At 73.4% G+C, this 23,400-nt stretch carries 21 protein-coding genes and 1 tRNA gene; 5 read left to right on the forward strand and 17 right to left on the reverse strand.

Annotation, left to right across the window (positions count from 1 at the left end; genetic code table 11):
* Positions 1-11: 11 nt before the first annotated feature.
* On the reverse strand, positions 12-1,379 hold the full coding sequence (locus tag ABZO31_RS12240) for an FAD-binding oxidoreductase (protein ID WP_406861185.1): 1,368 nt from the start codon (positions 1,377-1,379) through the stop codon (positions 12-14).
* A gap of 109 nt (positions 1,380-1,488) precedes the next feature.
* Between ABZO31_RS12240 and ABZO31_RS12245 the strand changes: the two genes are divergently transcribed.
* Positions 1,489-2,928, forward strand: coding sequence for a tetratricopeptide repeat protein (locus tag ABZO31_RS12245; protein WP_406861186.1), 1,440 nt, complete (start codon positions 1,489-1,491; stop codon positions 2,926-2,928).
* A 284-nt stretch (positions 2,929-3,212) separates the two neighbouring features.
* Here the strand turns inward: ABZO31_RS12245 and hppD are convergent, their stop codons facing one another.
* A complete protein-coding gene (gene hppD, locus ABZO31_RS12250; RefSeq protein WP_406861187.1) occupies positions 3,213-4,358 on the reverse strand; it encodes a 4-hydroxyphenylpyruvate dioxygenase in 1,146 nt (381 codons plus the stop codon).
* 121 nt (positions 4,359-4,479) lie between these two features.
* Between hppD and ABZO31_RS12255 the strand changes: the two genes are divergently transcribed.
* The 3 genes from ABZO31_RS12255 to ABZO31_RS12265 all read left to right on the forward strand — a co-directional run bounded on the left by ABZO31_RS12255 (position 4,480) and on the right by ABZO31_RS12265 (position 5,879).
* Complete coding sequence (locus ABZO31_RS12255) at positions 4,480-4,953, forward strand: Lrp/AsnC family transcriptional regulator (protein ID WP_393648071.1); 474 nt, start codon at positions 4,480-4,482, stop codon at positions 4,951-4,953.
* Positions 4,954-5,104: 151 nt separating this feature from the next.
* Positions 5,105-5,680 (forward strand): ArsR/SmtB family transcription factor, encoded by a 576-nt coding sequence (locus ABZO31_RS12260; protein WP_406861188.1) that lies wholly within the window; start codon positions 5,105-5,107, stop codon positions 5,678-5,680.
* Between the two features lie 13 nt (positions 5,681-5,693).
* Positions 5,694-5,879, forward strand: a complete 186-nt coding sequence (locus ABZO31_RS12265; protein WP_406861189.1) for a hypothetical protein — start codon at positions 5,694-5,696, stop codon at positions 5,877-5,879.
* 22 nt (positions 5,880-5,901) lie between these two features.
* On the opposite strand, the gene ABZO31_RS12270 is transcribed toward ABZO31_RS12265, so the two are convergent.
* The 6 genes from ABZO31_RS12270 to ABZO31_RS12295 form a co-directional block, all read right to left on the reverse strand.
* Positions 5,902-6,696 (reverse strand): S16 family serine protease, encoded by a 795-nt coding sequence (locus ABZO31_RS12270; RefSeq protein WP_406861190.1) that lies wholly within the window; start codon positions 6,694-6,696, stop codon positions 5,902-5,904.
* Between the two features lie 55 nt (positions 6,697-6,751).
* The gene (locus ABZO31_RS12275; RefSeq protein WP_406861191.1) at positions 6,752-7,393 is read right to left on the reverse strand and encodes an IclR family transcriptional regulator; all 642 of its coding nucleotides are present in this window, start codon (positions 7,391-7,393) and stop codon (positions 6,752-6,754) included.
* A gap of 336 nt (positions 7,394-7,729) precedes the next feature.
* A complete protein-coding gene (locus tag ABZO31_RS12280) occupies positions 7,730-9,520 on the reverse strand; it encodes a DEAD/DEAH box helicase (protein WP_406861192.1) in 1,791 nt (596 codons plus the stop codon).
* A 108-nt stretch (positions 9,521-9,628) separates the two neighbouring features.
* Positions 9,629-10,009: a type II toxin-antitoxin system death-on-curing family toxin gene (locus ABZO31_RS12285; protein WP_406861193.1), complete on the reverse strand. Its 381-nt coding sequence runs from the start codon at positions 10,007-10,009 to the stop codon at positions 9,629-9,631.
* Positions 10,006-10,194, reverse strand: coding sequence for a hypothetical protein (locus ABZO31_RS12290; protein ID WP_406861194.1), 189 nt, complete (start codon positions 10,192-10,194; stop codon positions 10,006-10,008). Before ABZO31_RS12290 ends, ABZO31_RS12285 begins: the two co-directional genes overlap by 4 nt.
* 650 nt (positions 10,195-10,844) lie before the next feature.
* A complete protein-coding gene (locus tag ABZO31_RS12295; RefSeq protein ID WP_406861195.1) occupies positions 10,845-12,311 on the reverse strand; it encodes an MFS transporter in 1,467 nt (488 codons plus the stop codon).
* Positions 12,312-12,492: 181 nt separating this feature from the next.
* Between ABZO31_RS12295 and ABZO31_RS12300 the strand changes: the two genes are divergently transcribed.
* Positions 12,493-12,567, forward strand: a tRNA-Cys gene (locus tag ABZO31_RS12300).
* A 61-nt stretch (positions 12,568-12,628) separates the two neighbouring features.
* Here ABZO31_RS12300 and ABZO31_RS12305 read toward each other — a convergent pair.
* The 9 genes from ABZO31_RS12305 to ABZO31_RS12345 all read right to left on the reverse strand — a co-directional run bounded on the left by ABZO31_RS12305 (position 12,629) and on the right by ABZO31_RS12345 (position 23,134).
* On the reverse strand, positions 12,629-14,947 hold the full coding sequence (locus ABZO31_RS12305; RefSeq protein WP_406861196.1) for a xanthine dehydrogenase family protein molybdopterin-binding subunit: 2,319 nt from the start codon (positions 14,945-14,947) through the stop codon (positions 12,629-12,631).
* Positions 14,944-16,347, reverse strand: a complete 1,404-nt coding sequence (locus tag ABZO31_RS12310) for a 2Fe-2S iron-sulfur cluster-binding protein (RefSeq protein ID WP_406861197.1) — start codon at positions 16,345-16,347, stop codon at positions 14,944-14,946. The genes ABZO31_RS12305 and ABZO31_RS12310 overlap by 4 nt, the downstream gene beginning before the upstream one ends.
* Entirely contained in the window at positions 16,344-17,219 is an 876-nt protein-coding gene (locus ABZO31_RS12315; RefSeq protein WP_406861198.1) for an FAD binding domain-containing protein, read from the reverse strand. Before ABZO31_RS12315 ends, ABZO31_RS12310 begins: the two co-directional genes overlap by 4 nt.
* A gap of 188 nt (positions 17,220-17,407) precedes the next feature.
* Positions 17,408-19,030, reverse strand: coding sequence for a beta-N-acetylhexosaminidase (locus tag ABZO31_RS12320; RefSeq protein ID WP_406861199.1), 1,623 nt, complete (start codon positions 19,028-19,030; stop codon positions 17,408-17,410).
* A gap of 5 nt (positions 19,031-19,035) precedes the next feature.
* Entirely contained in the window at positions 19,036-19,866 is an 831-nt protein-coding gene (locus tag ABZO31_RS12325) for a carbohydrate ABC transporter permease (protein ID WP_406861200.1), read from the reverse strand.
* A complete protein-coding gene (locus ABZO31_RS12330; RefSeq protein WP_406861201.1) occupies positions 19,863-20,750 on the reverse strand; it encodes a carbohydrate ABC transporter permease in 888 nt (295 codons plus the stop codon). The genes ABZO31_RS12325 and ABZO31_RS12330 overlap by 4 nt, the downstream gene beginning before the upstream one ends.
* Entirely contained in the window at positions 20,747-22,045 is a 1,299-nt protein-coding gene (locus ABZO31_RS12335) for an extracellular solute-binding protein (RefSeq protein WP_406861202.1), read from the reverse strand. Before ABZO31_RS12335 ends, ABZO31_RS12330 begins: the two co-directional genes overlap by 4 nt.
* A gap of 207 nt (positions 22,046-22,252) precedes the next feature.
* Positions 22,253-22,543 (reverse strand): DUF3039 domain-containing protein, encoded by a 291-nt coding sequence (locus ABZO31_RS12340; protein ID WP_037879418.1) that lies wholly within the window; start codon positions 22,541-22,543, stop codon positions 22,253-22,255.
* A 30-nt stretch (positions 22,544-22,573) separates the two neighbouring features.
* Positions 22,574-23,134 carry a YqgE/AlgH family protein gene (locus tag ABZO31_RS12345; protein ID WP_406861203.1) on the reverse strand — a complete coding sequence of 187 codons (561 nt, stop codon included), beginning with the start codon at positions 23,132-23,134 and terminating at the stop codon, positions 22,574-22,576.
* Positions 23,135-23,400 lie beyond the last annotated feature (266 nt).

The following is a 23,400-nucleotide window of genomic DNA, read 5'->3' on the forward strand; positions in this document are numbered from 1 at the left end:
GTATCGCCGTCTCAGAACACCTTGCCGGGGTTGAGGATGCCCAGCGGGTCGAAGGTCTGCTTGATGCCGCGCTGCATCTCCACTCCCACCGGTCCCAGTTCCCGCGCCAGCCACTCCTTCTTCAGCGTGCCCACCCCGTGCTCGCCGGTGATGGTGCCGCCCAGCTCCAGGCCGAGCGCCATAATCTCGTCGAAGGACTCCCGGGCCCGGCGGGCCTCGTCCGCGTCGGTGTGGTCGAAGCACACGACGGGATGGGTGTTGCCGTCGCCCGCGTGCGCGCAGACGCCGATGGTCAGCCCGTACTTCTCGGCGATCGCGGCGGTGCCGTCGAGCATGGCGGCCAGCCTGGTCCGCGGGACGCACACGTCGTCGATCATCGTCGCGGACTTCACGGCCTCCAGGGCGGTCAGGGACAACCGGCGTGCCTGGAGGAGGAGTTCGGACTCCGCGGCGTCCTCGGCGGGGACCACCTGCGTGGCTCCGGCGGCGGTGCACAGCTCACCGACCGCGGCCAGGTCGGAGGCCGGGTCCGGAGTGTCGAAGGCGCACAGGAGCAGCGCCTCGGTGGTGTGGGGAAGCCCCATGTTCGCCAGCTTGTTGACCGCCTGGATGGTGGTGCGGTCCATGATCTCCAGCAGCGAGGGCGTATGGCCGGCCTCCATGATCGCGCAGACCGCCGCGCAGGCGGCCGCCGTCGAGCCGAACTCGGCGGCGAGCACCAGCTGCTGGGGCGGGCGCGGCTTGAGCGCCAGTACCGCCTTCACCACGATTCCCAGACTTCCCTCCGAGCCGACGAAGAGCCGGGTGAGGTCGTAACCGGCCACGCCCTTGGCGGTGCGCCGGCCGGTGGACAGCAGCCGGCCGTCTGCGAGCACGACGTCGAGGCCGAGCACGTACTCCGCCGTCACGCCGTACTTGACGCAGCACAGGCCGCCGGACGCGGTGCCGATGTTGCCGCCGATCGTGCACATCTCCCAGCTGGACGGGTCCGGCGGGTAATACAGGCCGAGTTCGTCGACGGCCCGGGAGAGCACCGCGTTGACGACGCCGGGTTCGACGACGGCGATCCGGTCGACCGCGTCGATCTCCAGGATCCGGTCCATCTTCACCAGTGACAGCACGATGCAGCCGTCGGTCGCGTTGGCGCCGCCGGACAGCCCGGTGCGGGCGCCCTGCGGGACGACGGGGACGCGCAGCTCCGTCGCGACCCGCATGACGTGCTGCACCTGTTCGACCGTGCGTGGGAGCACCACGGCGGCGGGCGCACCGGCCGGACAGAAGCTCGCCATGTCGTTCGCGTAGGAGGCCATGACGTCGGGATCGGTCTGCAGGGCCTCGGCGGGGAGGCCGGCGCGCAGGCGGTCGAGAAGATCGTCCATGGCTCCAGCGTGGCACTCGGGGCCATCGGTGTGAACCCGGCGGACGTTCGGGTTCGTCGTCGGTCCGTCGTCGACGATGTGCTCTTCGTACGGGCGCAGAGTGAGCGCCATGAAGACCGTGAAGACCCGGAACGCTCTGTTCGCCGGGGTGTGCGTGATGGCGCTCGGGGGTGCGGCGCTGGTGTGGGGGCCGGGGCTGCTGGACGACGGGCCGCAGCCGCTGCCCGGCCCGGCCGCCCGCGCGATGACGGCGGCGCACGCGGGGGCGCCGGCCTCGCTGCCGGACCTCGCGGTGCTGATCGGCGACCGGGAGACGTGGCTGCGGGAGCATCCGGAGGACGACGCGTCCTGGGCGGTGCTGGGGGCGGCGTACACCGAGCGCGGGTCCCGGATCGCGCAGGCCGCGGACTTCGGGCGGGCGGAGCGGGCGCTGCGGAAGTCGCTGGCGGTGCTGCCGGCGAAGCGGGGGAACGTGGACGCGCAGCTGGCGCTGGGGGCGCTGGCCAACGCACGCGGCGACTACGCGCAGGGCCGGGCGTGGGCGGAGCGGGTACGCAAGCAGAAGCCGAAGCGCTGGGCCGCGTACCCGGTGCTGATCGACGCGTACAACGGGCTCGGCGACTACGCGAAGGCGCACAAGGCGGCGGAGGCGCTGCAGAAGGCACGGCCGACGGCGGCGGCGCTGGACCTGGCCGCGCAGTCGTTCCGCGACCGCGGCTGGCGCGAGGACGCCGATGCGACGGCGATCGAGGCGGCGGCGCACGCGGGGAGCCCGGTGCAGAAGGCGGCCTGTCTGTACCGGCTGGGCGAACTGGCCTGGGAGCGGGGCGAGCCGGCGGAGGCGGCCGCGCAGTACACAGCGGCGCTGCGGCTGGTTCCGGCGCACGGCCCGTCGCTGGCGGGGCGGGCGCGGGCGCTCGGCGCGCAGGGGCGGGCGGCGGAGGCGTTCCGGGACTACCGGGCGGCGCTGGCGGCGGCGCCGCTGCCGGAGTACGCGCTCGAGGCGGGCGAGTTGTACGAGGCGGAGGGCCTGGACCGGGACGCGGCGAGGCAGTACGAGGCGCTGCGCGCGCGGGTGACGGAGGCGGGCTCGTTCGGGGTGAACGGCGAGGTGGTGCTGGCCCGTTACGAGACGGACCACGGCGCGCCGCGGAGCGCGGTGCGGCGGCTGCGGACGCAGTGGACGAAGGGCCACCGCTCGATGGAGGTCGCGGACGCGCTGGCGTGGGCGCTGTACCGGACGGGCGAGGCGCAGGAGGCGCTGCCGTACGCGAAGCGGGCGACGGAGGAGGGGCGGCGGAGTGCGGTGTTCTCGTACCACCGGGGGGTGATCGAGCGCGCCCTCGGCGAGTACGGCGCGGCGCGGCGGCACTTGGCGGAGGCCCTCCGCACGAACCCGTCCTTCTCGCCGCTCCTCGCGCCGAAGGCCAGGGAGGCCCTGGCGGCGCTGGGCGACCCGCCCCCGGGCGGGCCCGGTGCGGGCAGTCGTTCCTCCCCCGGACTTCGTCCGGGAGGTGCCCCCAGGGCGATGGGGGTCCCCCCTGCTTGAGCGAAGCCGAGAGCTTGGGGGAGGAGGGTGGGCACGACGGAACGGCGCCCTTAGCGGCGCCTGCGTCCCGTTGCCATAGCCCGCACCTCAAGCGTGCTGCGCCAGGGGTGCGGGCCAGGCGCAGAAGCGGAACGCGCCCGCATGGGCGCCGTCCCGTGTGCCCACCCGTCCCGCCCCAGCGGACGATTGCCCACACGGGGGGGGTGGGGGCGCGGGACCCGAGCCGCGCCGGCGTGGGGTGGCGGGCCGGGCGTCCCCCGGGCGCCCGGCTCGCCCGCCGCGCGTCAGAGATTGCCGCGGCGGTCCTGTTCGCGCTCGATCGCCTCGAAGAGCGCCTTGAAGTTGCCCTTGCCGAAGCCCATCGACCCGTGCCGCTCGATCATCTCGAAGAAGACGGTCGGACGGTCCTGGACCGGCTTCGTGAAGATCTGCAGCAGGTAGCCGTCCTCGTCCCGGTCCGCGAGGATCTTCAGCTCGCGCAGCTCGTCGATCGGCACACGCGTGTCGCCGACCCACTCGCCGAGCGTGTCGTAGTACGCGTCCGGCACGGACAGGAACTCGACACCCGCGGCCCGCATCGCGCGCACCGTCGCGACGATGTCGTTCGTGGCGAGCGCGATGTGCTGCACGCCCGGGCCGCCGTAGAACTCGAGGTACTCGTCGATCTGCGACTTCTTCTTCGCGATCGCCGGCTCGTTGATCGGGAACTTGACCTTCTTCGTGCCGTCGGCCACGACCTTCGACATCAGCGCCGAGTACTCGGTCGCGATGTCGTCGCCCACGAACTCCTTCATGTTCGTGAAGCCCATGACCTGGTTGTAGAAGGTCACCCACTCGTTCATCTTGCCGAGCTCGACGTTGCCGACGCAGTGGTCGATCGCCTGGAAGGTGCGCCGGGCCGGCGGCTCCACGATCGGGTCCGCGGCGACGAAGCCGGGCAGGTACGGGCCGTCGTAGCCGGAGCGGTCGACGAGGGTGTGACGGGTCTTGCCGTACGTGGCGATGGCGGCGAGGACGACGGTGCCGTGCTCGTCCTTCACCTCGTACGGCTCGGTGAGGCCGGTCGCGCCGTGCTCGACGGCGTACGCGTACGCGGCGCGCGCGTCCGGCACCTCGATCGCCAGGTCGATCACGCCGTCGCCGTGCTCGGCGACGTGCTCGGCGAGGAAGTTGCCCCAGTCGGTGGACGGCTTGATGACGGAGGTGAGCACGAAGCGGGCCGCGCCGTTGGTGAGGACGTACGACGCCGTCTCACGGCTGCCGGTCTCCGGTCCGGAGTACGCGACGAGCTTCATGCCGAAGGCCGTGGAGTAGTAGTGCGCGGCCTGCTTGGCGTTGCCGACGGCGAAGACGACCGCGTCCATTCCCTTGACCGGGAAGGGATCGGCCTCGCGCGCGGTGTTGGGGGTGGTGTGGAGGGTCTCAGTCATGTGCGCAGACTCTCTCCGTTCCACAAGCTGCGCAATAGTTCGCTGAATCACTGGTCAATCTGTCCAGCGACACGTCAGTATCGGCGTACGTTCTGCACAGGATGACCAACGGGAGACCCACGTGGCGATCGATCATCTGGACGGGCGACTGCTGACCCTCCTGGCACAGGAGCCGCGCATAGGGGTCCTCGAGGCGTCCCGCCGGCTCGGCGTGGCCCGCGGCACCGTCCAGGCCCGGCTCGACCGGCTGCAGTCGAACGGCGTGATCCGCGGCTTCGGCCCGGACGTGGACCCGGCGGCCCTCGGCTACCCGGTGACCGCGTTCGCGACGCTGGAGATCAAGCAGGGCCAGGGCGGCGACGTACGGGCCCATCTGGCGACGGTGCCGGAGGTCCTGGAACTGCACACGACGACCGGCCACGGGGACATGCTCTGCCGCCTGGTCGCCCGCTCGAACGCGGACCTGCAGCGGGTGATCGACCGGGTGGTCGGCTTCGAGGGCATCGTCCGCGCGTCGACGGCGATCGTGATGGAGAACCCGGTCCCGCTGCGGATCGTGCCCCTGGTGCAGCAGGCGGCGGAGGACGAGGGGTAGAGGGCGGAGGGCGGAGGGGCGGGGGCAGGGCCCCCGCGTAGGAGGCAGCCCCCGCGTACGAGGCAGCCCTCGCACACGAGGGGAGCGCCGCAAAGAAGTCCTTGCAAAGAAACCCTTGCATAGACTTCTTTGCAAGCCTTACAGTCGTGCCATGGCCGAAGACCAGGAGAACCGCCCGCCACGTGTCCTCGACGCCCGCTCGCTGCGCGGGCTCGCCCACCCCCTCCGCATCCGGCTCCTGCAGGCGCTGCGCCGGCACGGGCCGGCGACCGCCTCGCAGCTCGCCGAGCGGCTCGGCGAGTCCAGCGGGGCGACCAGCTACCACCTGCGGCAGCTCGCCGCGCACGGCTTCGTCGAGGACGCCCCGGAGCACGGCAAGGGGCGGGAGCGGTGGTGGCGGGCCGCGCACACGGGGACGGTGTTCGACGAGTCGCTGGTGAAGGACGGCAGCGCCGAGACCCGGGGCGCGGTCGACGCGTACCTGCACGAGATCGCGACGATCCACCAGCAGGAGGTGTCCTCCTGGATCGCCACTCGCAGCGACTGGCCGGAGGAATGGCAGCGCGCCGCCGACATGAGCGACTACACCCTCGCCGTCACGCCGGAGCAGCTGCGCGAGATCAACGACAAGATCCACGAGGTGCTCGCCGGCTACCCGCGGGCCACGCCCGGCGACGCCGAGCGCGTCCGCGTCCACCTGCACGCCCTCCCGCAGAAGAACGACTGAAGGGATCTCCGCCATGCACGCCGACATCCACCGTCATCTGCACGACCTGCGCGCCGCCGAACTGCACCGGGAGGCGGACTCCTTCCGGTGCCTCCCCCGCACGCCCGTCCGCGCCCGGCTGGGCTGGCGGCTGGTCGAGTGGGGGCTGCGGCTGGCCGCCGCTCCCGCCGAGGGGCGGCGGGTGGTACTGGCTGCCTAGAGCACGCCTGCGGGCCGCCCGGTCAGCAGCTGGGGACCTTGGCCTCCTGGCCGCGGCCGAGGGCCGTCAGGGACGCGACGGCGTCGTCGAGGGTGGAGACGGGGATCAGCCGCATGCCCTTCGGCAGCTCGGCCTCCGCGTCGTCACACTCCGCCTTGGGGACGAGGAACACCGTCGCCCCGTCCCGCCCGGCCGCCTGGGTCTTGAGCGAGACCCCGCCGACGGCGCCCACCGCGCCGTCGGCGTCGATCGTCCCGGTGCCGGCGACGATCTTCCCGCCGGTGAGCTCGCCGCCCGCCCCGTTCCCGACGAGCTTGTCGACGATCCCGAGGGAGAACAGCAGACCGGCGCTGGGGCCGCCGACGTCCGCGAGGTGCAGGGAGACCTTCACGTCCTTCGGGCTCTTGCCCACGTGGTTCAGCGCCGCGAGCGTGGCGGCGTCCTGGGACTCCTCCATCTGCCGGAGGTTGTGCTTCGTGACTTCCTCGTCGGACTTCCCCGTCGGGTAGACCATGGCGCGCGGGTACACGGCCCGGTCCGTACGGAACCAGGCGTCCGCGACGTCGCCGAGGTCGACCTCGGTGCTCGGCCCGGTGGCCAGGATCGTGGTCATCCGCAACTGGCCGGTCGTGGGGCGCACGGGAGCGCCGGTGATGGTGATGATCGGCCGCCCCTCGTTCGTGCCGAGGACGTCCGCCGTCGTGCCCGGCTGCGCCACCGCGAACGGCAGCGGCGCCGTCCCGACGACGGCGAGCAGCGCGACGACCGGCAACGCGCAGAGCGCGAGCACGCGGACACGGGAGAGGTTGCTGAACACGCCCCCCAAGATAACGGGCGCCCCGCCCCGCTCCCCCGCCCCGCTCACCACCGGACTAGCGCAGGGCGTCCGCGACCTCGCGGGCCGCGTCGACCACGCGGGGGCCCACCCGCTCCGGGACCGCGTCGGCGAGCATGACCACGCCGACGCTGCCCTCTATGCCGGTGACGCCTATCAGCGGGGCGGCCGCGCCGCTGGCGCCGGCCTCCAGCTCGCCGTGCGTCAGCGTGAACATCGGCTCGGTCATGCCGCCCTGGCGGGCGGCGAGGATCGCCCGGCCGGCCGCGCCACGGTCCAGCGGGTGCCGGAAACCGGCCCGGTACGCCACGTGGTAGTCCGTCCACGTCGGCTCGACGACCGCCACCGCGAGCGCCTCCGCGCCGTCCACCAGCGTCAGGTGGGCCGTCGCGCCGATGTCCTCCGCGAGCGAGCGCAGCGCGGGCAGCGCGGCCTCCCGCACCAGCGGGTGGACCTGGCGGCCCAGGCGCAGGACGCCGAGGCCCACGCGGGCCCGGCCGCCGAGGTCGCGGCGGACCAGGGCGTGCTGCTCCAGGGTGGCCAGCAGACGGTAGACCACCGTGCGGTTCACGCCGAGTTTGTTGGACAACTCGGTGACCGTCAGGCCGTGGTCGGTGTCGGCGAGCAGTTTGAGGACACGCAGTCCCCGGTCGAGCGTCTGGGAGGTCTCCGCGGTCACGACGCCCTCTCCTTCGGAGTGAGTGCCGGACGGACTCCTGCGGTGCTACGACACCGGTCCCACGGCGACGCACGTCAGAGGCCGCCGGCGAACGGGGGTGCAGTACCGGCTGCGCTCCGCGGCGGCGTTGCCACGGGGCGTTTGCTTGGCCGGGACAGTAGCGACCCACTCCGCTCAGCGGAAGACCTCGTCCAGAATCCGGGCGCGGGCGACCGGATACGGCCGGTTCGGGGCGCAAACAGGCCGGTGGGCGGCTTTTCAGCGGATCTTCGAAGCGTCCTCAGCGCGTCCTCGTCACCCCTGCAGCGCGCCCTGCGCGACCGTGCGGCGCGGCCCTCAGCGCATCCGGGTGGCCCACTCCTGGACCTTCTTGATCCGCTCGCGGATCTGTCCGGCGGTCGCCTCCGCGCTCGGCGGGCCGCCACACACCCGGCGCAGCTCGGTGTGGATCACGCCGTGCGGCTTGCCGCTCTGGTGCACGTAGGCGCCGACCATCGTGTTGAGCTGCTTGCGCAGTTCGAGCAGCTCCTTGTGGGAGATGACGGGCCGCCGCTCGGCCGGGAGCTCCAGCAGGTCCGCCTCGCTGTCCGGCTTCTTGCGGCTGTGCGCGATCTGCCGGGCCTGCCGCTTCTGCAGCAGCAGCTGCACCTGGTCGGGCTCGAGGAGGCCGGGGATGCCGAGGTAGTCCTGCTCCTCCTCGCTGCCCGGGTGGGCCTGCATGCCGAACTCGGCGGCGTTGTAGAGCACGCGGTCGAAGACGGCGTCGGACTCCAGCGCCTCGAAGGGCAGCATGTCCTGTTCGCCGGTGTCCTCGTCCTGCTGGCGCTCGGCCTCCGCCATCTCCTTCTCGGACTCGGCGTACGGGTCCTCCTCGCCGTCCTTCTTCGGCTTGTCGAGCACGTGGTCGCGCTCGACCTCCATCTCGTTGGCGAAGCCGAGGAGGCTGGGGATGGTGGGAAGGAACACGGACGCGGTCTCGCCGCGCCTGCGGGATCGTACGAAGCGGCCGACGGCCTGGGCGAAGAAGAGCGGGGTGGAGATGGTGGTCGCGTACACGCCGACGGCGAGCCGGGGGACGTCGACGCCCTCGGACACCATGCGGACCGCGACCATCCAGCGGTCGTCGTTCTCGCTGAACTCGTCGATGCGCTGGGAGGCTCCGGTGTCGTCGGAAAGCACGACGGTGGCCTTGGTCCCGGTGATCTCCCGGATCAGCTTGGCGTAGGAGCGGGCCGAGTCCTGGTCGGATGCGATGACGAGGCCGCCGGCGTCGGGGATGGACTTGCGGACCTCGGTGAGCCGCCGGTCGGCGGCGCGCAGCACGTTCGGCATCCAGTCGCCGCGGGGGTCGAGCGCGGTGCGCCAGGCCTGGCTGATGGCGTCCTTGGTCATCGGCTCGCCGAGCCGGGCGGCGATCTCGTCGCCGGCCTTGGTGCGCCAGCGCATGTTGCCGCTGTAGGAGAGGAAGATGACGGGCCGGACGACGCCGTCGCCGAGGGCGTTGCCGTAGCCGTAGGTGTAGTCGGCGGCGGACCGCCGGATCCCGTCGTTCCCCTCCTCGTAGGTCACGAAGGGGATCGGATTGGTGTCGGACCGGAAGGGCGTACCGGTGAGCGCGAGCCGCCGGGTGGCGGGCTCGAACGCCTCCAGGCACGCCTCGCCCCAGGACTTGGAGTCACCGGCGTGGTGGATCTCGTCGAGGATGACGAGGGTCTTGCGCTGTTCGGCACGGTTGCGGTGGAGCATGGGCCGCACGCCGACGCCGGCGTACGTGATCGCGACCCCGTCGTACTCCTTGCTGAGCGGCCCGGCGCTGTACTCGGGGTCGAGCTTGATCCCTATCCGCGCCGCGGCGGCCGCCCACTGCTTCTTCAGGTGCTCGGTGGGGGCGACGACGGTGACCTGCTGCACGACGTGGTGGTGCAGCAGCCAGGACGCCAGGGTGAGCGCGAAGGTGGTCTTACCGGCGCCGGGGGTCGCGACGGCGAGGAAGTCGCGCGGCTGCGTCTGCAGGTACCTCTCCATGGCACCCTGCTGCCAGGCACGCAGCTTGTTGGCGGTGCCCCAGGGGGCGCGGCCGGGGAAGGCGGGAGAGAGGTGGTGGGAGGAGCTGGCGGTGGTAGTCACGGTCTCCGGTTCGACGCTCGTCCAGATATGACAACCGGGCCACCTTACCGGTGAGGCCGGGGCGCCCTGCCGCGCGCGGGGGCGTGGCGGGGCCGCGTGAGACGGTCCTCACAGCTCCCGGAGGCGGCGCGCAATGTCCGAAATGTCGGCTAGGTCGCCGCCGGCCACGTCGATGACCAGCTCATATGCCCGATCGAGATCGGCGTCGGCGAGATCGATCCCGTTGACCGAGAGGAAGACGGCGGCGGAGAGCCAGGCGGCGCGCTTGTTGCCGTCGACGAAGGGGTGGTTGGCGGCGATGGCGTGCAGCAGCGCGGCGGCCTGCTCGTACGGGTCGCCGTACGCGCTCTCGCCGAACATGCGGGCCCGCGGGCGGTGCACGGCGGACTCGAGCAGTCCGGGCGCGCGGAGCTCGGGGGTGCCGTCGCCGGTGAACGCGGTGCAGGCGATGTGGGCGACCTCGTGGACGGTGAGGAAGCGGGTACTCATTCCCCGAGCCTCCGCAGCAGCGAGGCGTGCCGCATCGCCAGCCGCATGGCGTGGTGCCGCACGACCGCCTCCTCGGTGCTCATGTACCGCCGCACCGCTTCCTCCACCTGCTCCTCGACCCCGACGCCACGAGCATCCGCCAGATCGACGAGCTCCGGGGGCACCCTGACCGTGATCTCTCGCATGGGGCGAGGGTAGGCGCGGGGGCGGGAGGGGTCGACGACTTTTCGGGGCGGGCGGCGACAGATCTCGGGGCCGGGGGGCACGACGGGCGCGGGGAGAGGCGACGAGTCGGGCCGGGCAGGGCGGACGGGCGCGGCAAGCGACGGGGGTACGGGAGCCGGCGACCGTCCCGGGGCGCCGCGCCCAGCGCGGCCGGCGGGCGCACGCCGGGCCGGCGACGCCGAGGGCGGGGACCGACGACGGCGGGGACCGACGACGGGAGAACCGTTCGCCGAGCCGGCTTCCCGTACGGGCGGTGAGGGTGGGAAACACCGCCCGGCCGCACCCGAGACGGCCCGCGGCCGACGACGGCGGGGACCCACGGCGGGAGAACCGTTCGCCGAGCCGGCTTCCCGTACGGGCGGTGAGGGTGGGAAGCACCGCCCGGCCGCACCCGAGACGGCCCGCGGCCGCCGAGGGCGGGGACCCACGGCGGGAGAACCGTTCGCCGAGCCGGCTTCCCGTACGGGCGGTGAGGGTGGGAAACACCGCCCGGCCGCCAGGCCGGGCGCACCCGAGACGGCCCGCGGCCGGCGACGGCGTGCGACCCGCCATGGGTATTCGCGTCGCGGCCCCGCCCGCGGCCGTCCACCGGCAGCGGCCGGGCCGGGGCCTACTTCGGGGCCCGCAGACGCGTGGCGACCCACGCGCCGGTCGCGGCGACCGCGGCCATCGGGAGGAAGACCGCGGCGAACGCGGCCGGGTGGGACGACACCGCCGCCGCGCCGTGCGCCGCGTCGCCCAGCGCCCCGCCCCCCAGCGCCGCGAACGCCGCCCCGCCCGCCGCCAGGAGCAGGACGTTGGACAGGCCGTCCGAGATCTGGAGGGCCGCCGAGTTCGCCCCCGCCTCCTCCGGCGCCGACAGTTCGAGGAGCAGCACGCTCGTCGAGGCGATCACCACGCCCATCCCGAGGCAGCCGAACGCCCACGCCACCGCCACGACCCACGCCGGCACCGCCGGGATCAGCACGCTCGGCGCCGCCGCGATCGCCGCCGCGACCAGCACCATCCCGGCCACCCGCGCCCGCTCCCGGTACCGCGTCATCCACGGCCGGGCCTGCAGGTACGAGCCCCCGGCCCAGGTGAGCCCGCCGACCGCCAGCGACAGCCCCGCCAGCGTCGGGCTCAGCCCGCGCTCCGCGACCAGCATCAGCGGCACGAACGACTCCGCCGCGATGAACGACCCCGCCGCGATCCCCCGGAGCAGCACCACCGACGGCAGCCCCCGCGCCGCCCGGAACGTGCCCTTCGGCAGCAGTCCCAGCGCCGACGGCACCAGCAGCGCCGCGCCCACCGCCGCCGGCACCAGAGAGAGCCAGCGCAGCTCCTGGCCCGCGTACTGCAGCAGCCCCGCGCCCAGCGAGATCCCGAGCGCCAGCCGGATGCGCCGCCGGTCGTACGGCGGCAGCGGCGCCGTCGGGTCGGCCGGACCGGACGCCGTCCGTCGGATCGCCGGCAGCGCGAGCGCCAGCGGGAAGACCACGAGGAGGGGGATGCCGACGAAGACCCAGCGCCACCCCAGATGCTCGGTGATCGTCCCGGACGCCAGCGGCCCGACCACCGACGGCACCACCCAGCCCGCCGCGAACGCCGCCATGATCGCGGGCCGCAGCGCCTCCGCGTACGCGCGGCTGACGACCACGTACAGCGCCACGATCACCAGCCCGCCGCCGAGGCCCTGCACGGCCCGCCCCAGGACGAACAGCCACATCGTCCCGGCGGTCCCGGCCAGCAGCAGTCCGGCCGCGAAGGACGCCATGCCGACGGCGAGCGGCGCGAGCGGTCCGCTGCGGTCGGACCACTGCCCCGCGAGCACCATGCCGAAGAGGCTGGTCGTGAAGTACGACGAGAAGGCGAAGGCGTACAGCGCGACCCCGTCCAGCTCCCGCGCCGCGACCGGCATCGCCGTGCCGACGGCCGTCGCCTCGAAGGCGATGAGCAGGACCACGGAGACGATCCCGATGCTGAGCGCCCGGTGCTCCCGGTCGAGCACGCTGCCCGCGGACTCCTCGGCGGCGGTCCGGTCGGGTGCGGGCGGTACGTCTGCGACGTCGGTGTCGCGGGGGTCAGGGGCGCTCATCCCCTCAGGGTAAGAGGTGAACCCGTGCGGGGACCCTGTCGCAGGAACGACCGGACCCGGGACCTTGGTCGTACGACCGGTCCGCCGTTCATGAACGGCGTATGGCAGTCCCGTTGCGGCACCCGGGTTGCCCTTCCGCGCCTCGTTCCCGCGCGCCTACCGTCGTTCCTGTCGCCACCACGACCGTGTGCCCGAGAGGTTCAGGGGCTCGACTGCAACTCGAGTGACGCGGGTTCGATTCCCGCCACGGTCTCCAGGTCGACAGGTACGACGAAGGGCCCGGGGTACTCCCCGGGCCCTTCGTCGTACCTGTCGACCTAGCCTGCTGCCGCCACCGCCGCCTGCGGGCGGATCGGCAGCCGGTTGACCGGGCGGCCCGTCGCCGCCCGCACGGCCGAGGCGACCGCCGCCGGCGCCGTCACGACCGGTACCGCACTCACCGGCTTCGCGCCGAACGGGGCCACCACGTCCCGCTCCTCGATCAGCGTGACGATCCGGATGTCCGGGGCGTCGAGCGCCGTCGGCAGCGCGTAGCCCATGAAGTCCGGGTGCCGGACGACACCGCGTGCGGTGCGCAGGTTCTCCGTCAGCGCCGCGCCGACGCCCTGCGTGACGCCCGCCTCGATGCGGGCCACCAGCTGCGCCGGGTTCAGGATCCGGCCGACGTCCTGCGCGACGGCCATCTCGACCACCCGCACCGAGCCCAGCTCGATGTCGACGTCCACCACCGCGCGGATCGCGCAGAACGCCAGGCCCACGAACGCGTCGCCCTGGCCCGACTCGTCCAGCGGCTCCGTCGGGTGCGGGCGGCACTGCGCGGTGGCCCACAGCTCCTTGCCGTCCATCGCCTCGGTCACCGTCGTGGACAGCACGCCGTCGTACGAGGTGATCTTGCCGTCGGTGATCTGGAGCAGCTCCGTCGACATGCCGAACTTGTGCGCCAGCGGCTGCAGCAGCTGCGTACGGACCATCTTGGCCGCCCGCTCGACCGCGCCGCCCGAGACCCAGGTGTGCCGGCCGTGGGTGGCCGCGCCGGCCGGGGGCTGGTCGGTGTCGACGGAGGCGACGTGCACCTCGTCGATGCCGAGGGTCTCCTGGACAATCTGTCGCGCCAGCGTGCCGAAACCGGAGCCGGTGTCCACGGCCGCGCAGATGACCGTCGCGACCCCGTCCTGCACCTTCACGGTGGCCGTCGAGACCTCGTCCGCGCCCTCCGCGCCGAGCATGTGGACCATGCCGAGCGCGTAGCCGACGCCGCGGCGCACCGCCCCCGGCTCGCCCGCGCCCTCCGGGCCGCCGGGCAGCAGCCAGTCCTCCTCGGGGTCGTCCAGCGGCAGCGGCGGCAGCGGGAAGTCCCGTACCGCGCCGAGCAGTTCGGCGACCGGGGCGGGGCAGGTCACGGTCTGGCCGGTGGGCAGCAGGTCGCCCGTCGCCAGTACGTTCCGCATCCGCAGCTCGGCCGGGTCGACGCCGAGCCGGGCCGCCAGCTTGTCCATCTGCGCCTCGTACGCGGCGCACACCTGCAGGGCACCCTCGCCGCGCATGTGGCCGGAGGGCGGGTTGTTCGTCCGGACCGCCCAGCCCTCGACGAAGGCGTGCGGCACGACATACGGGCCGCAGGCGAACGAGACGGCGGCGGCGAGCGACTCGGCGGAGTGGTCCGCGTACGCGCCCGCGTCGAGCAGGATCTGCGCCTCCACCTTCACCAGCCGGCCCTCCGCGTCCGCGTGGTGCCGGTAGCGCAGCAGGGTGGGGTGGCGGTGGGCGTGACCGAGGAAGGACTCCTCGCGGGTGGCGGTGAGCTTGACCGGGCAGCCGGTGCGCAGCGCGAGCAGGCCCAGCGGGATCTGGAAGCCGGGGTCCTCGCGGTCGCTGGTCGCGCCGGGCACGCCGGTGACGACCACCTTGACCTGCTCGGGGGCGAGCCCGAAGCAGGCCGCTGCGAGGTCGCGGTCGGTGTGCGGGTCGGTGGAGGCGGTGTAGATCTCCACGCCGCCGTCGGGGCGCGGCACGGCGAGGCCGGCCTCGGCGCCGATCGGCGCGGGGTCCTGGCGGCCGATCCGGTACAGGCCCTCGACGATCACCTCGCCGGCGATGTCGGGGTCGCCGAAGCGGAGCGGGATGTGCCGGATCAGGTTGCCGTCGGGGTGCAGCGGCTCGGCGGCGAACGCCTTCTCCGGGTCGGTGACCGGTTCCAGGACCTCGTACTCGACGGCGATGGCCGCGGCGGCGAGCCGGGCGGCGTCGGGGTGGTCGGCGGCGACGGCGGCGATGGCCTCGCCGTGGTGCCGGACGACGTCGGAGGCGAACACCGGACGGTCGGCGACGGTCCGGCCGTACGCCGGGTCGCCGGGCACGTCCGCGTGCGTGACGACGGCGCGGACGCCGGGGAGCTCCGCGGCGGCCGTGGTGTCGATGGAGACGATCCGGGCGTGCGGGTGCGGGGAGCGCAGCACCGCCGCCCACAGCAGCCCCTCGGCCCACAGGTCGGAGGCGTACGGGAAGGTGCCCTCGGCCTTGGCGCGGGCGTCGGCGGCCGGCACGGACACGCCCAGGCCGTGCTCCCGCTCCTCCTGCCGGGGGCCGTCGAGCGCCGTGGGTACGGCGGGAACGGCGGTGGTCGCGTCGCTGCTCACGCCATGCCTCCGTCGAGCGGGTGGGGGATCTGCTGCGGGATGCGCGCCCCGCCGGCCGGGTCGGCGGCCGGCTCGGCGCGGGTGCCCGCGGCGCGCTCGGCGACGACCTCCTGGACGGCGTCGAGCACGCCCCGGTAGCCGGAGCAGCGGCAGAGGTTGCCGCAGAGGGCCTGGCGGGCCTCCCGCTCGGTGGGCGCGGGGTTGCCCTCGAGCAGGTCGTGGACGGTCATGGCCATGCCCGGGATGCAGTAGCCGCACTGGACGGCGCCGCAGTTGGCGAGGGCCCGCTGGACGTCGGACGGCTCGCCGTCGACGGCCAGGCCCTCGACGGTACGGACCTCGCTGCCGGCGGCGGTCGCGGCGGGCACCAGGCAGGAGGCCACCAGGCGGCCGTCGACCTGGACGTTGCACGCACCGCACTCGCCCTGCGAGCAGCCGTCCTTGGCGCCGGCGAGGCCGAGGCGCTCGCGCAGCACGTAGAGCAGCGACTCGCCGATCCAGGAGCCGGTGACGGGCCGGTCGGCGCCGTTGACGCGCAGCACGTACGAGATGTGCGGGTGCTCGTCGCTGTCGCTGCTGCTGCCCGTGTCGAACACAGGGGCGGGCGGGGGCTCGGGAAGGGCCTCAGGGGGCTCCGGGAGCGCCTCGGGGACCTCGGGGAAGGGCTCGGGTCGCTCGGGGCGGCTCTCGGCGGCGTGGGGCTCCTCGACGGCGGCACCGGCGTGCACGTGCGCGTCCTCGTGCCCGGACCCGTGCGCGTCCTCGCGCGCGGACTCCTCCGCGACCGGCTCCCCGGCGGCCGGCTCCTCCGCGAAGCGCTCCGGCTGCCCTTCGCCGCCCTCCGGCTCCTGCGGCATCGCCCACGGCGCGGGCGCGCCGCCGGGCAGGGTCGCGGGCGCGCTGCTCGCGTACTGGGCCAGCATCGACGTCGTGTACTCGCCCGACTCGTCCGAACCCTCCGGCATGGTCGGGATGGTCCACTGCCCGGTCGACCGGCTCTCCTCGGCGAAGCTCCACTGCCCGGTGGCGTGCGGGTCCACCGGCTCGGTCTGGGGCTCCGCGGTGTCCTGCGGCGGCAGGTACTCCGCCTCGACCGGCTCCTGGACCACCCAGGTGCCGGTCGCGGCCGGGTCGTTCGCCGAGGCAGGCGTGAGCGGCACGATCATCGGCGGCGGCGTGTAGCCGTGGCCGGGCGCGGCCAGCGGCGCGGCGCCGAAGTCGAAGTCCGGGGGCAGCTGGACGAAGGCGGTGGCGTCGCTGTCGTAGCCCTCGCTCTGCGGGATGGGCTGCCAGCCGCCGTGGGGCTCCTGCTCCGGGCCGCCCTGCGCGGGGACCTGTCCCGTCTCGGGGCCCTGCGGGGTCCCGTACAGGTGCAGATGCTCGTTGTCCTCGGTGCTCACGACAGCGCCCTCCCCAGTGCCCGTCGGGCCAGCGCGGCGACGGTGCGCCGCAGGTGCAGTACGGCGGGCGGCAGCTGCTCGTCGCCCTCCGGGTCCGGGATGCAGGCCGCGGCCACGTACTCGCCGAAGGCGGTCAGCGCCTCCGGGGCGAGGGCGCGGTCGTTGTCCCAGTCGACCAGCGAGGCGATCCAGCGCTCCGCCTCGAGCGGCCGCAGCGGCATCGGCGCGATCGCGCCCACCGCGCAGCGCACCGCGCGCTGTGCCGGGTCGAGCACGACGGCGACGGAGGCGGCCGCGCGGGCGGGGCCGGTGCGGCCGGTGGCCTTGAGGAAGACCTGCGGGGCGTGCAGCAGGGGGACGCGGACGAAGCCGACCAGCTCGCCGGGCGCGAGCAGGTCGCGGCCGGCCAGCAGGTGCGAGACGGGGATCTCGCGGCCGCCGTCCGGGCCGGTGACGACCAGGTCCGCCTCCAGGGCGGCCAGGACGGGCAGCGAGTCGCCCGCGGGCGCGGCGGAGACGACGTTGCCGCCGAGGGTGCCGGCGTTGCGGATCTGGGGCGGTCCGGCGGCGCGGGCGGCCGCGGCGAGCGCGGGGATGAGCGCGGCGAAGTCGGGCCGGCCCATCCGGGAGTGGGTGAGACCCGCGCCGAGCAGCGCGTGACCGTCCTGGTACTGCCAGCCGCGGATCTCGTTGATCCGGCCGAGGCCCACGAGCCCGGCGGGGCGCAGCTGCCCCCGGTTGACGGCCGCCATCAGATCGGTGCCGCCCGCGACGGGCACGGCGGCGGGCATGGCGGTGAGCGCGGCCACGGCCTCGTCGAGCGTGGCCGGCAGCGTCACCGAATGCGCCGTCCGTGGTGCGTGCGTGGTCAACCCGCTGCCCCTTCCCGGTGTCCCCGACTGTCCCCGGTCGTCCCGCCTGTGTGGCCGTACCGTACGTGCTCACAGCCCGGACGTGGCAACTCTGGCACATGTTCCGAGCCGTCCGGCGCGAGGGTCCGTGAAGGAAGGTTCCGTCCCGGACCTCCCACGACTCGGGATATGGCCGGATTTGTCGGTACTCACGCGGTCGTCGGCGGCTCCTCGGAGGGACGTCCGGGCACGCCGGGACGGCGCTGCCAGGGACGGGGTCCGGAAGCCGGCCGGTACGCGACACCGAGCGCGTCCAGCCGCGCGTAATGGGCGGTCATGCGCCGCTCGAAACCGGTGTGATCGCGCTCGGCGGGGGCGGGCAGGGCGGACCACGCGACCTCGGCGAATGCCACGAGCCGGGGGAAGACCTGGTAGTCGACGCGGCCGCGGTCCTGCATGACCTCGGTCCACACGTTGGCCTGGGTGCCGAGCACGTGCGCGGCGGCCGCCTCGGACAGGCCCGGGGGCACGGGCTCGAACCGGTAGACGTCCTCCAGGGTCCGTACGGGGCCGATGGGCATCGGCTCGTCGTCGCCAGGGGCCTGACGGTAGTCCAGGTACACGTGCCGGTCCGGGCACATGACGACGTCGTGGCCGGCCTCCGCGGCGGCGATCCCTCCCTCGTAGCCGCGCCAGGAGGACACGGCGGCGCCGCCGGCGAGGCCGCCCTCCAGGATCTCGTCCCAGCCGATGAGCCGGCGGCCGCGGTCGGCGAGCCAGCGGTCGAAGTGCCGGACGAACCAGGACTGCAGGCCGTCCTCGCCGTCGACCCCGAGTTCCCTGATGCGGGCCTGGGCGGCCGGGGACTTCCGCCACTGGTCCTTGGGGCACTCGTCGCCGCCGACGTGGACGAACGTCGACGGGAACAGGTCGAGCACCTCCTCGAAGACTCCCTCGTAGAAGCGGAGGACGGCGTCGGTGGGCGCGAGCACGTTGGGGTTGACGCCCCAGTCGTCCCAGACGCCGAGCGCGGAGGTGTCGACGACGTCGGTGTTGCCGAGTTCGGGGTACGCGGCGATGGCGGCCTGCGAGTGGCCGGGGAGGTCGATCTCGGGGACGACGGTGATGTGCCGCTCGGCGGCGTACGCGACGATCTCGCGGATGTCGTCGTGCGTGTAGAAGCCGCCGTGCGGCGTCTCGCTCCAGTACGGCGAGTCCCGGTGCCCCCACTTGGTCCGCGGCCGCCACGCGCCGACCTCGGTGAGCCGCGGGTACCGCTCGATCTCCAGACGCCAGCCCTGGTCGTCGGTGAGATGCAGATGCAACACGTTCAGCTTGTGCGCGGCGAGCAGATCGACGTACCGCAGCACGTCGCCCTTCGGCATGAAGTGCCGCGCCACATCGAGCATGACGCCCCGCCAGCGGAAGCGGGGGGCGTCGGTGACGGTGAGGGCGGGCACGCCCCAGGTCGCCTCGCGCGGCAGGCGGGCGCTCCGGAAGGCGTCCGGCCCGAGGAGTTGACGCAGCGTCTGCGCGCCCCAGAAGACGCCCGCGGGGTCGCCGCCCACGATCTCGACGCCCAGGGCCGGGGCCACCGAGAGCCGGTACGCCTCGGGCCCCAGCGTGTCGTCGACGCGCAGCACCAGGGTGTTGTGGCCGCCCGGTTCCGGGGCCGGCGGGAGCGGCAGCCCGAGGGCCGCGCCCAGCGTGGCGCGCAGCCAGCGCGCGGTGGACTCCGTGCCGGGCCCGGCGGACAGCGCCGTCCCGTCGTCGAGGGCGAACCCGCAGCGGTGCGGGCCCGAGACGGTGCGGGGAGCGGGGATCAGATGCATGGGCGTCAGTCCTTCACCGCGCCGCCCAGGCCGGAGACCAGGCGGCGTTGGACGAGTACGAAGAAGACGAGCACCGGGATCGTCATCACGGTCGACGCCGCCATGATGCCGCCCCAGTCGTTGTCCTCGGGCTGGAAGAAGACCAGCAGCGCCATCGGCAGCGTCGACTGCGAGGTGTCGCTGATGAGGAAGGACTTCGCGAACAGGAAGTCGTTCCAGGTCGAGATGAACGAGAACACGCTCGTCGCGACCAGGCCCGGGAAGACCAGCGGGAACAGGATCGTCCACAGGAACCGCGCCCGGCTCGCCCCGTCGAGCGCGGCCTGTTCCTCCAGCGCCTCCGGCACCGCCTTCACGAAGCCGCGCAGCATCCAGATCGCGAACGGCAGCGAGAACGCGAGGTGCGGCAGGACCAGCGAGCCGAGCGTGTTGAGCTGCCCGAGGTCCCGCATGAGGAAGAACAGCGGGATCGTCAGCGCCTCGACGGGCACCGTCTGGGCGACCAGGAACATGACCAGCAGCGTGGTCCGGAAGCGGAAGCGGAACCTCGTGACGGCCGTCGCCGCGAGGAACGCGATCACCGCGGAGGCGACCACCACCGTGCCCGCGACGAGCAGGCTGTTGAGGAGATAACGGCCGAAATCCTGCTGTTCGAAGACGCGCCGGAAGGAGTCCAGGGTTGGCGCGAGCGTCCACGGCCGGGCCTCGGCCGACTGGATCTCCCCGGCCGGCTTGAAGGCCGAGAGCACCATCCAGTACAGCGGGAACGCCACGACCGCGGCGACGAGCAGCGCGCCCGCCTCGGCCAGGAGGCGGCGTGCACGGAAGTCCCTCACAGTTCCCCTCCCCGCCGCCGCAGCAGCCGCAGGTACACCAGCGTCACGGCCAGCAGGATCAGCAGCATCACGACGCCGATCGCCGAGCCGAGGCTGTACTGGGACGAGGCGAACGCCTTCTGGTAGGCGTACACGTTGAGCACGAGGTTCTGGCCGGCGATGCCGCCCCCGTTGGTCATCACGTAGATCTGGGTGAAGACCTTGAAGTCCCAGATGATCGACTGGATCGTGACGACGAGCAGGATCGGCCGGAGCATCGGCGCGGTGACCGACCGCCAGATCCGCCACTGCGAGGCCCCGTCGAGCGCGGCGGCCTCCAGGACCTCGGCGGGGACGGCCCGCAGGCCCGCGTAGACGGTGACCATCACGAACGGGAACGAGCACCAGACGACCTCGAAGAGGACCAGTGCGAAGGCGCTGTAGCGCCCGTACGTCCACGAGAGGTCGCCGAGCCCGAGCAGCCGGTTGACCGGCCCGTGGTCGGGGTCGAAGAGCATCACCCACACCGTGGAGCCGGTGACCGCCGGCGTCGCCCACGCCCCGAGCGCCGCGAGCATCAGCGCGAGGCGCGGGACGGCGCGTACGCGGGTCAGCAGCACGGCCAGGGTGCAGCCGACGGCGAGCGTGGTGACGACGCAGGCCGCGGCGAACAGCACGGTCGCGAGCAGGACCTGCCAGAACTGCGGGTCGGAGAAGAGGGCGGCGTAGTTGCCGAGGCCCTGGAACGAGGTCGGCTCGCCGCCGCTGACCTGAGCCTGGGTGTACTCGAGCGTGGAGATCAGGCCGAGCTGCCAGATCGGGTACACCAGCAGCGCGCCGAGCACGGCGAGCGCGGGCAGCAGGTAGAGCCAGGGCGTCCAGCCGGTGCGTGCCGTCGCGGTCATCGCGCCGCCGCGAACGCCGCGTCCATCTTCTCGGCCGCGTCGCCGGTGGCGCCGGCCACGTCCTTCCGGCCGCTGACGATCTCCTGGAACATCGTCGGCAGCACCTGCTGGGCGTCGATCTGCCCCCAGGCCGGGGACGCCGGGACGAACTTGGCGCCCGCGTCGAGGGAGTCGATGAAGGGCTTCACGAAGGGCTGCCGGCGGGCGGCGTCGGCGCGGACGTCGGTGTACGTGGGCAGGAAGCCCATCGCGTCGAAGAGCTTGCCCTGGGTCTCCTTGCCGGCCAGCGTCTTCATCAGGTCGACGGCCAGGGTGCGGTGCGCGGTGCTGCGGAGCACGCCGAGGTTGTTGCCGCCGGCGAACGGCGGGGCTATGGAGCCGGGGGCGACACCGGGCAGCGGGACGACGGCGTACTTGCCCTTCACCGCGCCGGCCTCCACGGCGGCGTGGCTGAAGTCGCCGCCGATGGCCATGGCGGCCTTGCCGGAGGCGAAGGCGGTGACGGTCGCGTTGCCGCCCATGGCGGCGCACTTGGCGGCCGGGCAGTTGTCGTCGCCGAAGAGCGAGGTGTACGCGGCGACGCCCCTGCGGGCGGCCTCGCTGTCGATCGCGGCCCGGTACGCACCGGCCCGGCCGGTGGCGAGTTCGCCGCCGTCGGCCCAGACGAAGGGCATCGCGCCGTAGGTGTACGCGCCGCCGACGGCGAGTCCGTACAGCTCGGGCTTCGCCTTGCGGACCTTCTTCGCGGTGGCGATCAGCTCGGCCTGGGACTTGGGCGGCCGGACGCCCAACTCGCGGAAGACGTCGGTGCGGTAGTAGAGCGCGCGGACGCCGACGAAGAGCGGGGCGCCGTAGACCTTGCCGTCGACGGTGACGGAGGACCTCGCGGCGGGGTCGGTGTCCTCGGCGTCGGGCCAGGCGCCGAACTCGGCGGTGACGTCGGCGAGTCCGCCGTCCTTCACGTAGCCGGCGGTGTCGGTGTTGCCGTACTCGATGAGGTCGGGGGCGGAGGCGGGGTCGTTGAAGGCGGCCTTGACGCGCTGGGCGCGGGTCTCGACGGGGATGTACTCGACCTGCACGTCGGCGCCCTCGTGCCGGGCCTCGAAGGCGGCGATCGCGGCGTCGACGACCTGTTGTTTCGGCCGGTTGTCGACCTCGCGGAAGAGCCAGACGCGCAGCGTGCCGCTCGTGTCGTCCTTGGCGGCCGCGCCGCCGGAGGTCTGCGGGGCGCAGGCGGCGAGGCCGGCGAGGACGAGGGCGGTGAGCGGGGCGGCGATTCGGACGGAACGCTTCATTCGGGGCTCCCGGGATCCGCGTTGCAACATGCGCAACGAGCGTTTCGTGTTGCACAACACGCGTGAGGCTATTGCCGTGCACACACCCCGACAAGTGGTCTCGACCACTCCGTGACCCGCGGAAGCACCCCGTGCAACGCGAGACGGCCCCCGGTGCGCGTGCCGCAGCACGCGCACCGGGGGCCGTCCCCGCGTCAGACCGGTGGGCTACTTGCCCTTGCCGCCCTTGTCCTTGTCCTTGTCACCGCCCGAGCCCATGGACTCGTAGATCTCCTTGCACATGGGACAGACGGGGTACTTCTTGGGGTCGCGCCCCGGTACCCAGACCTTGCCGCACAGTGCCACCACGGGAGTGCCGTCGAGGGCACTCGCCATGATCTTGTCCTTCTGGACGTAGTGGGCATAGCGCTCGTGGTCGCCGTCGCCGTGGGACACCTGCGGCGTCGGCTCTACGAGGGTTCCCGTACCTGCCCCGCGCTCGGGCTCGAGAGTGCTCATGGGTCCCAAGGGTACTGAAGCCCGGCGGCTTCAGTTCAGCGACGGGTCGTCGGGGTACGTGGCGACCATCGCGAGCTCCCCGCGCTGCCGGCGCAGCACGGCGCGCCACAGCGTCTCCGGATGCGGGGACGAGACGTCGCCGGGCTCGGACTCGACCACGTACCAGGCACCCTCGGTGAGTTCCTGCTCCAGCTGGCCGGGGCCCCAGCCCGCGTACCCGGCGAAGATCCGCAGCGAGCCGAGCGCGGCGGCGAGCAGTTCGGGAGGGGTCTCCAGGTCGACCAGCCCGATCGCCCCGTACACCCGGCGCCAGCCGAGCGGGCCCTCGTCGCCGGGGATCACCGCGACGCCGAGCGCGGCGTCGAGCGAGACCGGGCCGCCCTGGAAGACCACGCCGGGTTCGCCGGCCAGCGGTGCCCAGGGTTCCAGGATGTCACCGACGGTGACGGGGGTGGGGCGGTTCAGGACCACGCCGAGGGAGCCCTCGTCGTCGTGGTCGAGCAGCAGCACGACCGCGCGGTCGAAGTTCGGGTCCGTCAGCGCGGGCGTGGCGACGAGCAGCCGTCCTGTGAGCGAGGACACCTCGGTCATGCGAGACATGATCCCGCATCCGGGCCCGTCTTGGGGACCCGGCGACAGGACCGGTCGAGGGCCCGGCGGCGGCGCAGGTGAGGCGGTCGGCGTCCGATGTCCGGGGAACGAGACGGCAACAAACGGACGGTAACGCTCCGCAAGGTGACGGGAACGGAGGGTGTTGTGCCGAATTCATTACATCTGCGTGGCCGCCGCACCCTTACGAAAGGGGGGTGCTCGGCCCTTACCCTTTTCCCTGGCCCTGCCCGACCTCCCCCTCGCAC

It is taken from the genome of Streptomyces solicamelliae (assembly GCF_045348655.1).
In the GTDB taxonomy this organism is placed as follows: domain Bacteria; phylum Actinomycetota; class Actinomycetes; order Streptomycetales; family Streptomycetaceae; genus Streptomyces; species Streptomyces solicamelliae.

What these genes read in the sequence shown, in the direction of transcription:
- ABZO31_RS12240 (WP_406861185.1), bottom strand. Translation starts at nt 1,379, where the DNA reads ATGGACGATCTTCTCGACCGCCTGCGCGCCGGCCTCCCCGCCGAGGCC.
- ABZO31_RS12245 (WP_406861186.1), top strand. Translation starts at nt 1,489, where the DNA reads ATGAAGACCGTGAAGACCCGGAACGCTCTGTTCGCCGGGGTGTGCGTG.
- hppD (WP_406861187.1), bottom strand. Translation starts at nt 4,358, where the DNA reads ATGACTGAGACCCTCCACACCACCCCCAACACCGCGCGCGAGGCCGAT.
- ABZO31_RS12260 (WP_406861188.1), top strand. Translation starts at nt 5,105, where the DNA reads ATGGCCGAAGACCAGGAGAACCGCCCGCCACGTGTCCTCGACGCCCGC.
- ABZO31_RS12265 (WP_406861189.1), top strand. Translation starts at nt 5,694, where the DNA reads ATGCACGCCGACATCCACCGTCATCTGCACGACCTGCGCGCCGCCGAA.
- ABZO31_RS12285 (WP_406861193.1), bottom strand. Translation starts at nt 10,009, where the DNA reads ATGAGTACCCGCTTCCTCACCGTCCACGAGGTCGCCCACATCGCCTGC.
- ABZO31_RS12290 (WP_406861194.1), bottom strand. Translation starts at nt 10,194, where the DNA reads ATGCGAGAGATCACGGTCAGGGTGCCCCCGGAGCTCGTCGATCTGGCG.
- ABZO31_RS12295 (WP_406861195.1), bottom strand. Translation starts at nt 12,311, where the DNA reads ATGAGCGCCCCTGACCCCCGCGACACCGACGTCGCAGACGTACCGCCC.
- ABZO31_RS12320 (WP_406861199.1), bottom strand. Translation starts at nt 19,030, where the DNA reads ATGCATCTGATCCCCGCTCCCCGCACCGTCTCGGGCCCGCACCGCTGC.
- ABZO31_RS12330 (WP_406861201.1), bottom strand. Translation starts at nt 20,750, where the DNA reads ATGACCGCGACGGCACGCACCGGCTGGACGCCCTGGCTCTACCTGCTG.
- ABZO31_RS12335 (WP_406861202.1), bottom strand. Translation starts at nt 22,045, where the DNA reads ATGAAGCGTTCCGTCCGAATCGCCGCCCCGCTCACCGCCCTCGTCCTC.
- ABZO31_RS12340 (WP_037879418.1), bottom strand. Translation starts at nt 22,543, where the DNA reads ATGAGCACTCTCGAGCCCGAGCGCGGGGCAGGTACGGGAACCCTCGTA.
- ABZO31_RS12345 (WP_406861203.1), bottom strand. Translation starts at nt 23,134, where the DNA reads ATGACCGAGGTGTCCTCGCTCACAGGACGGCTGCTCGTCGCCACGCCC.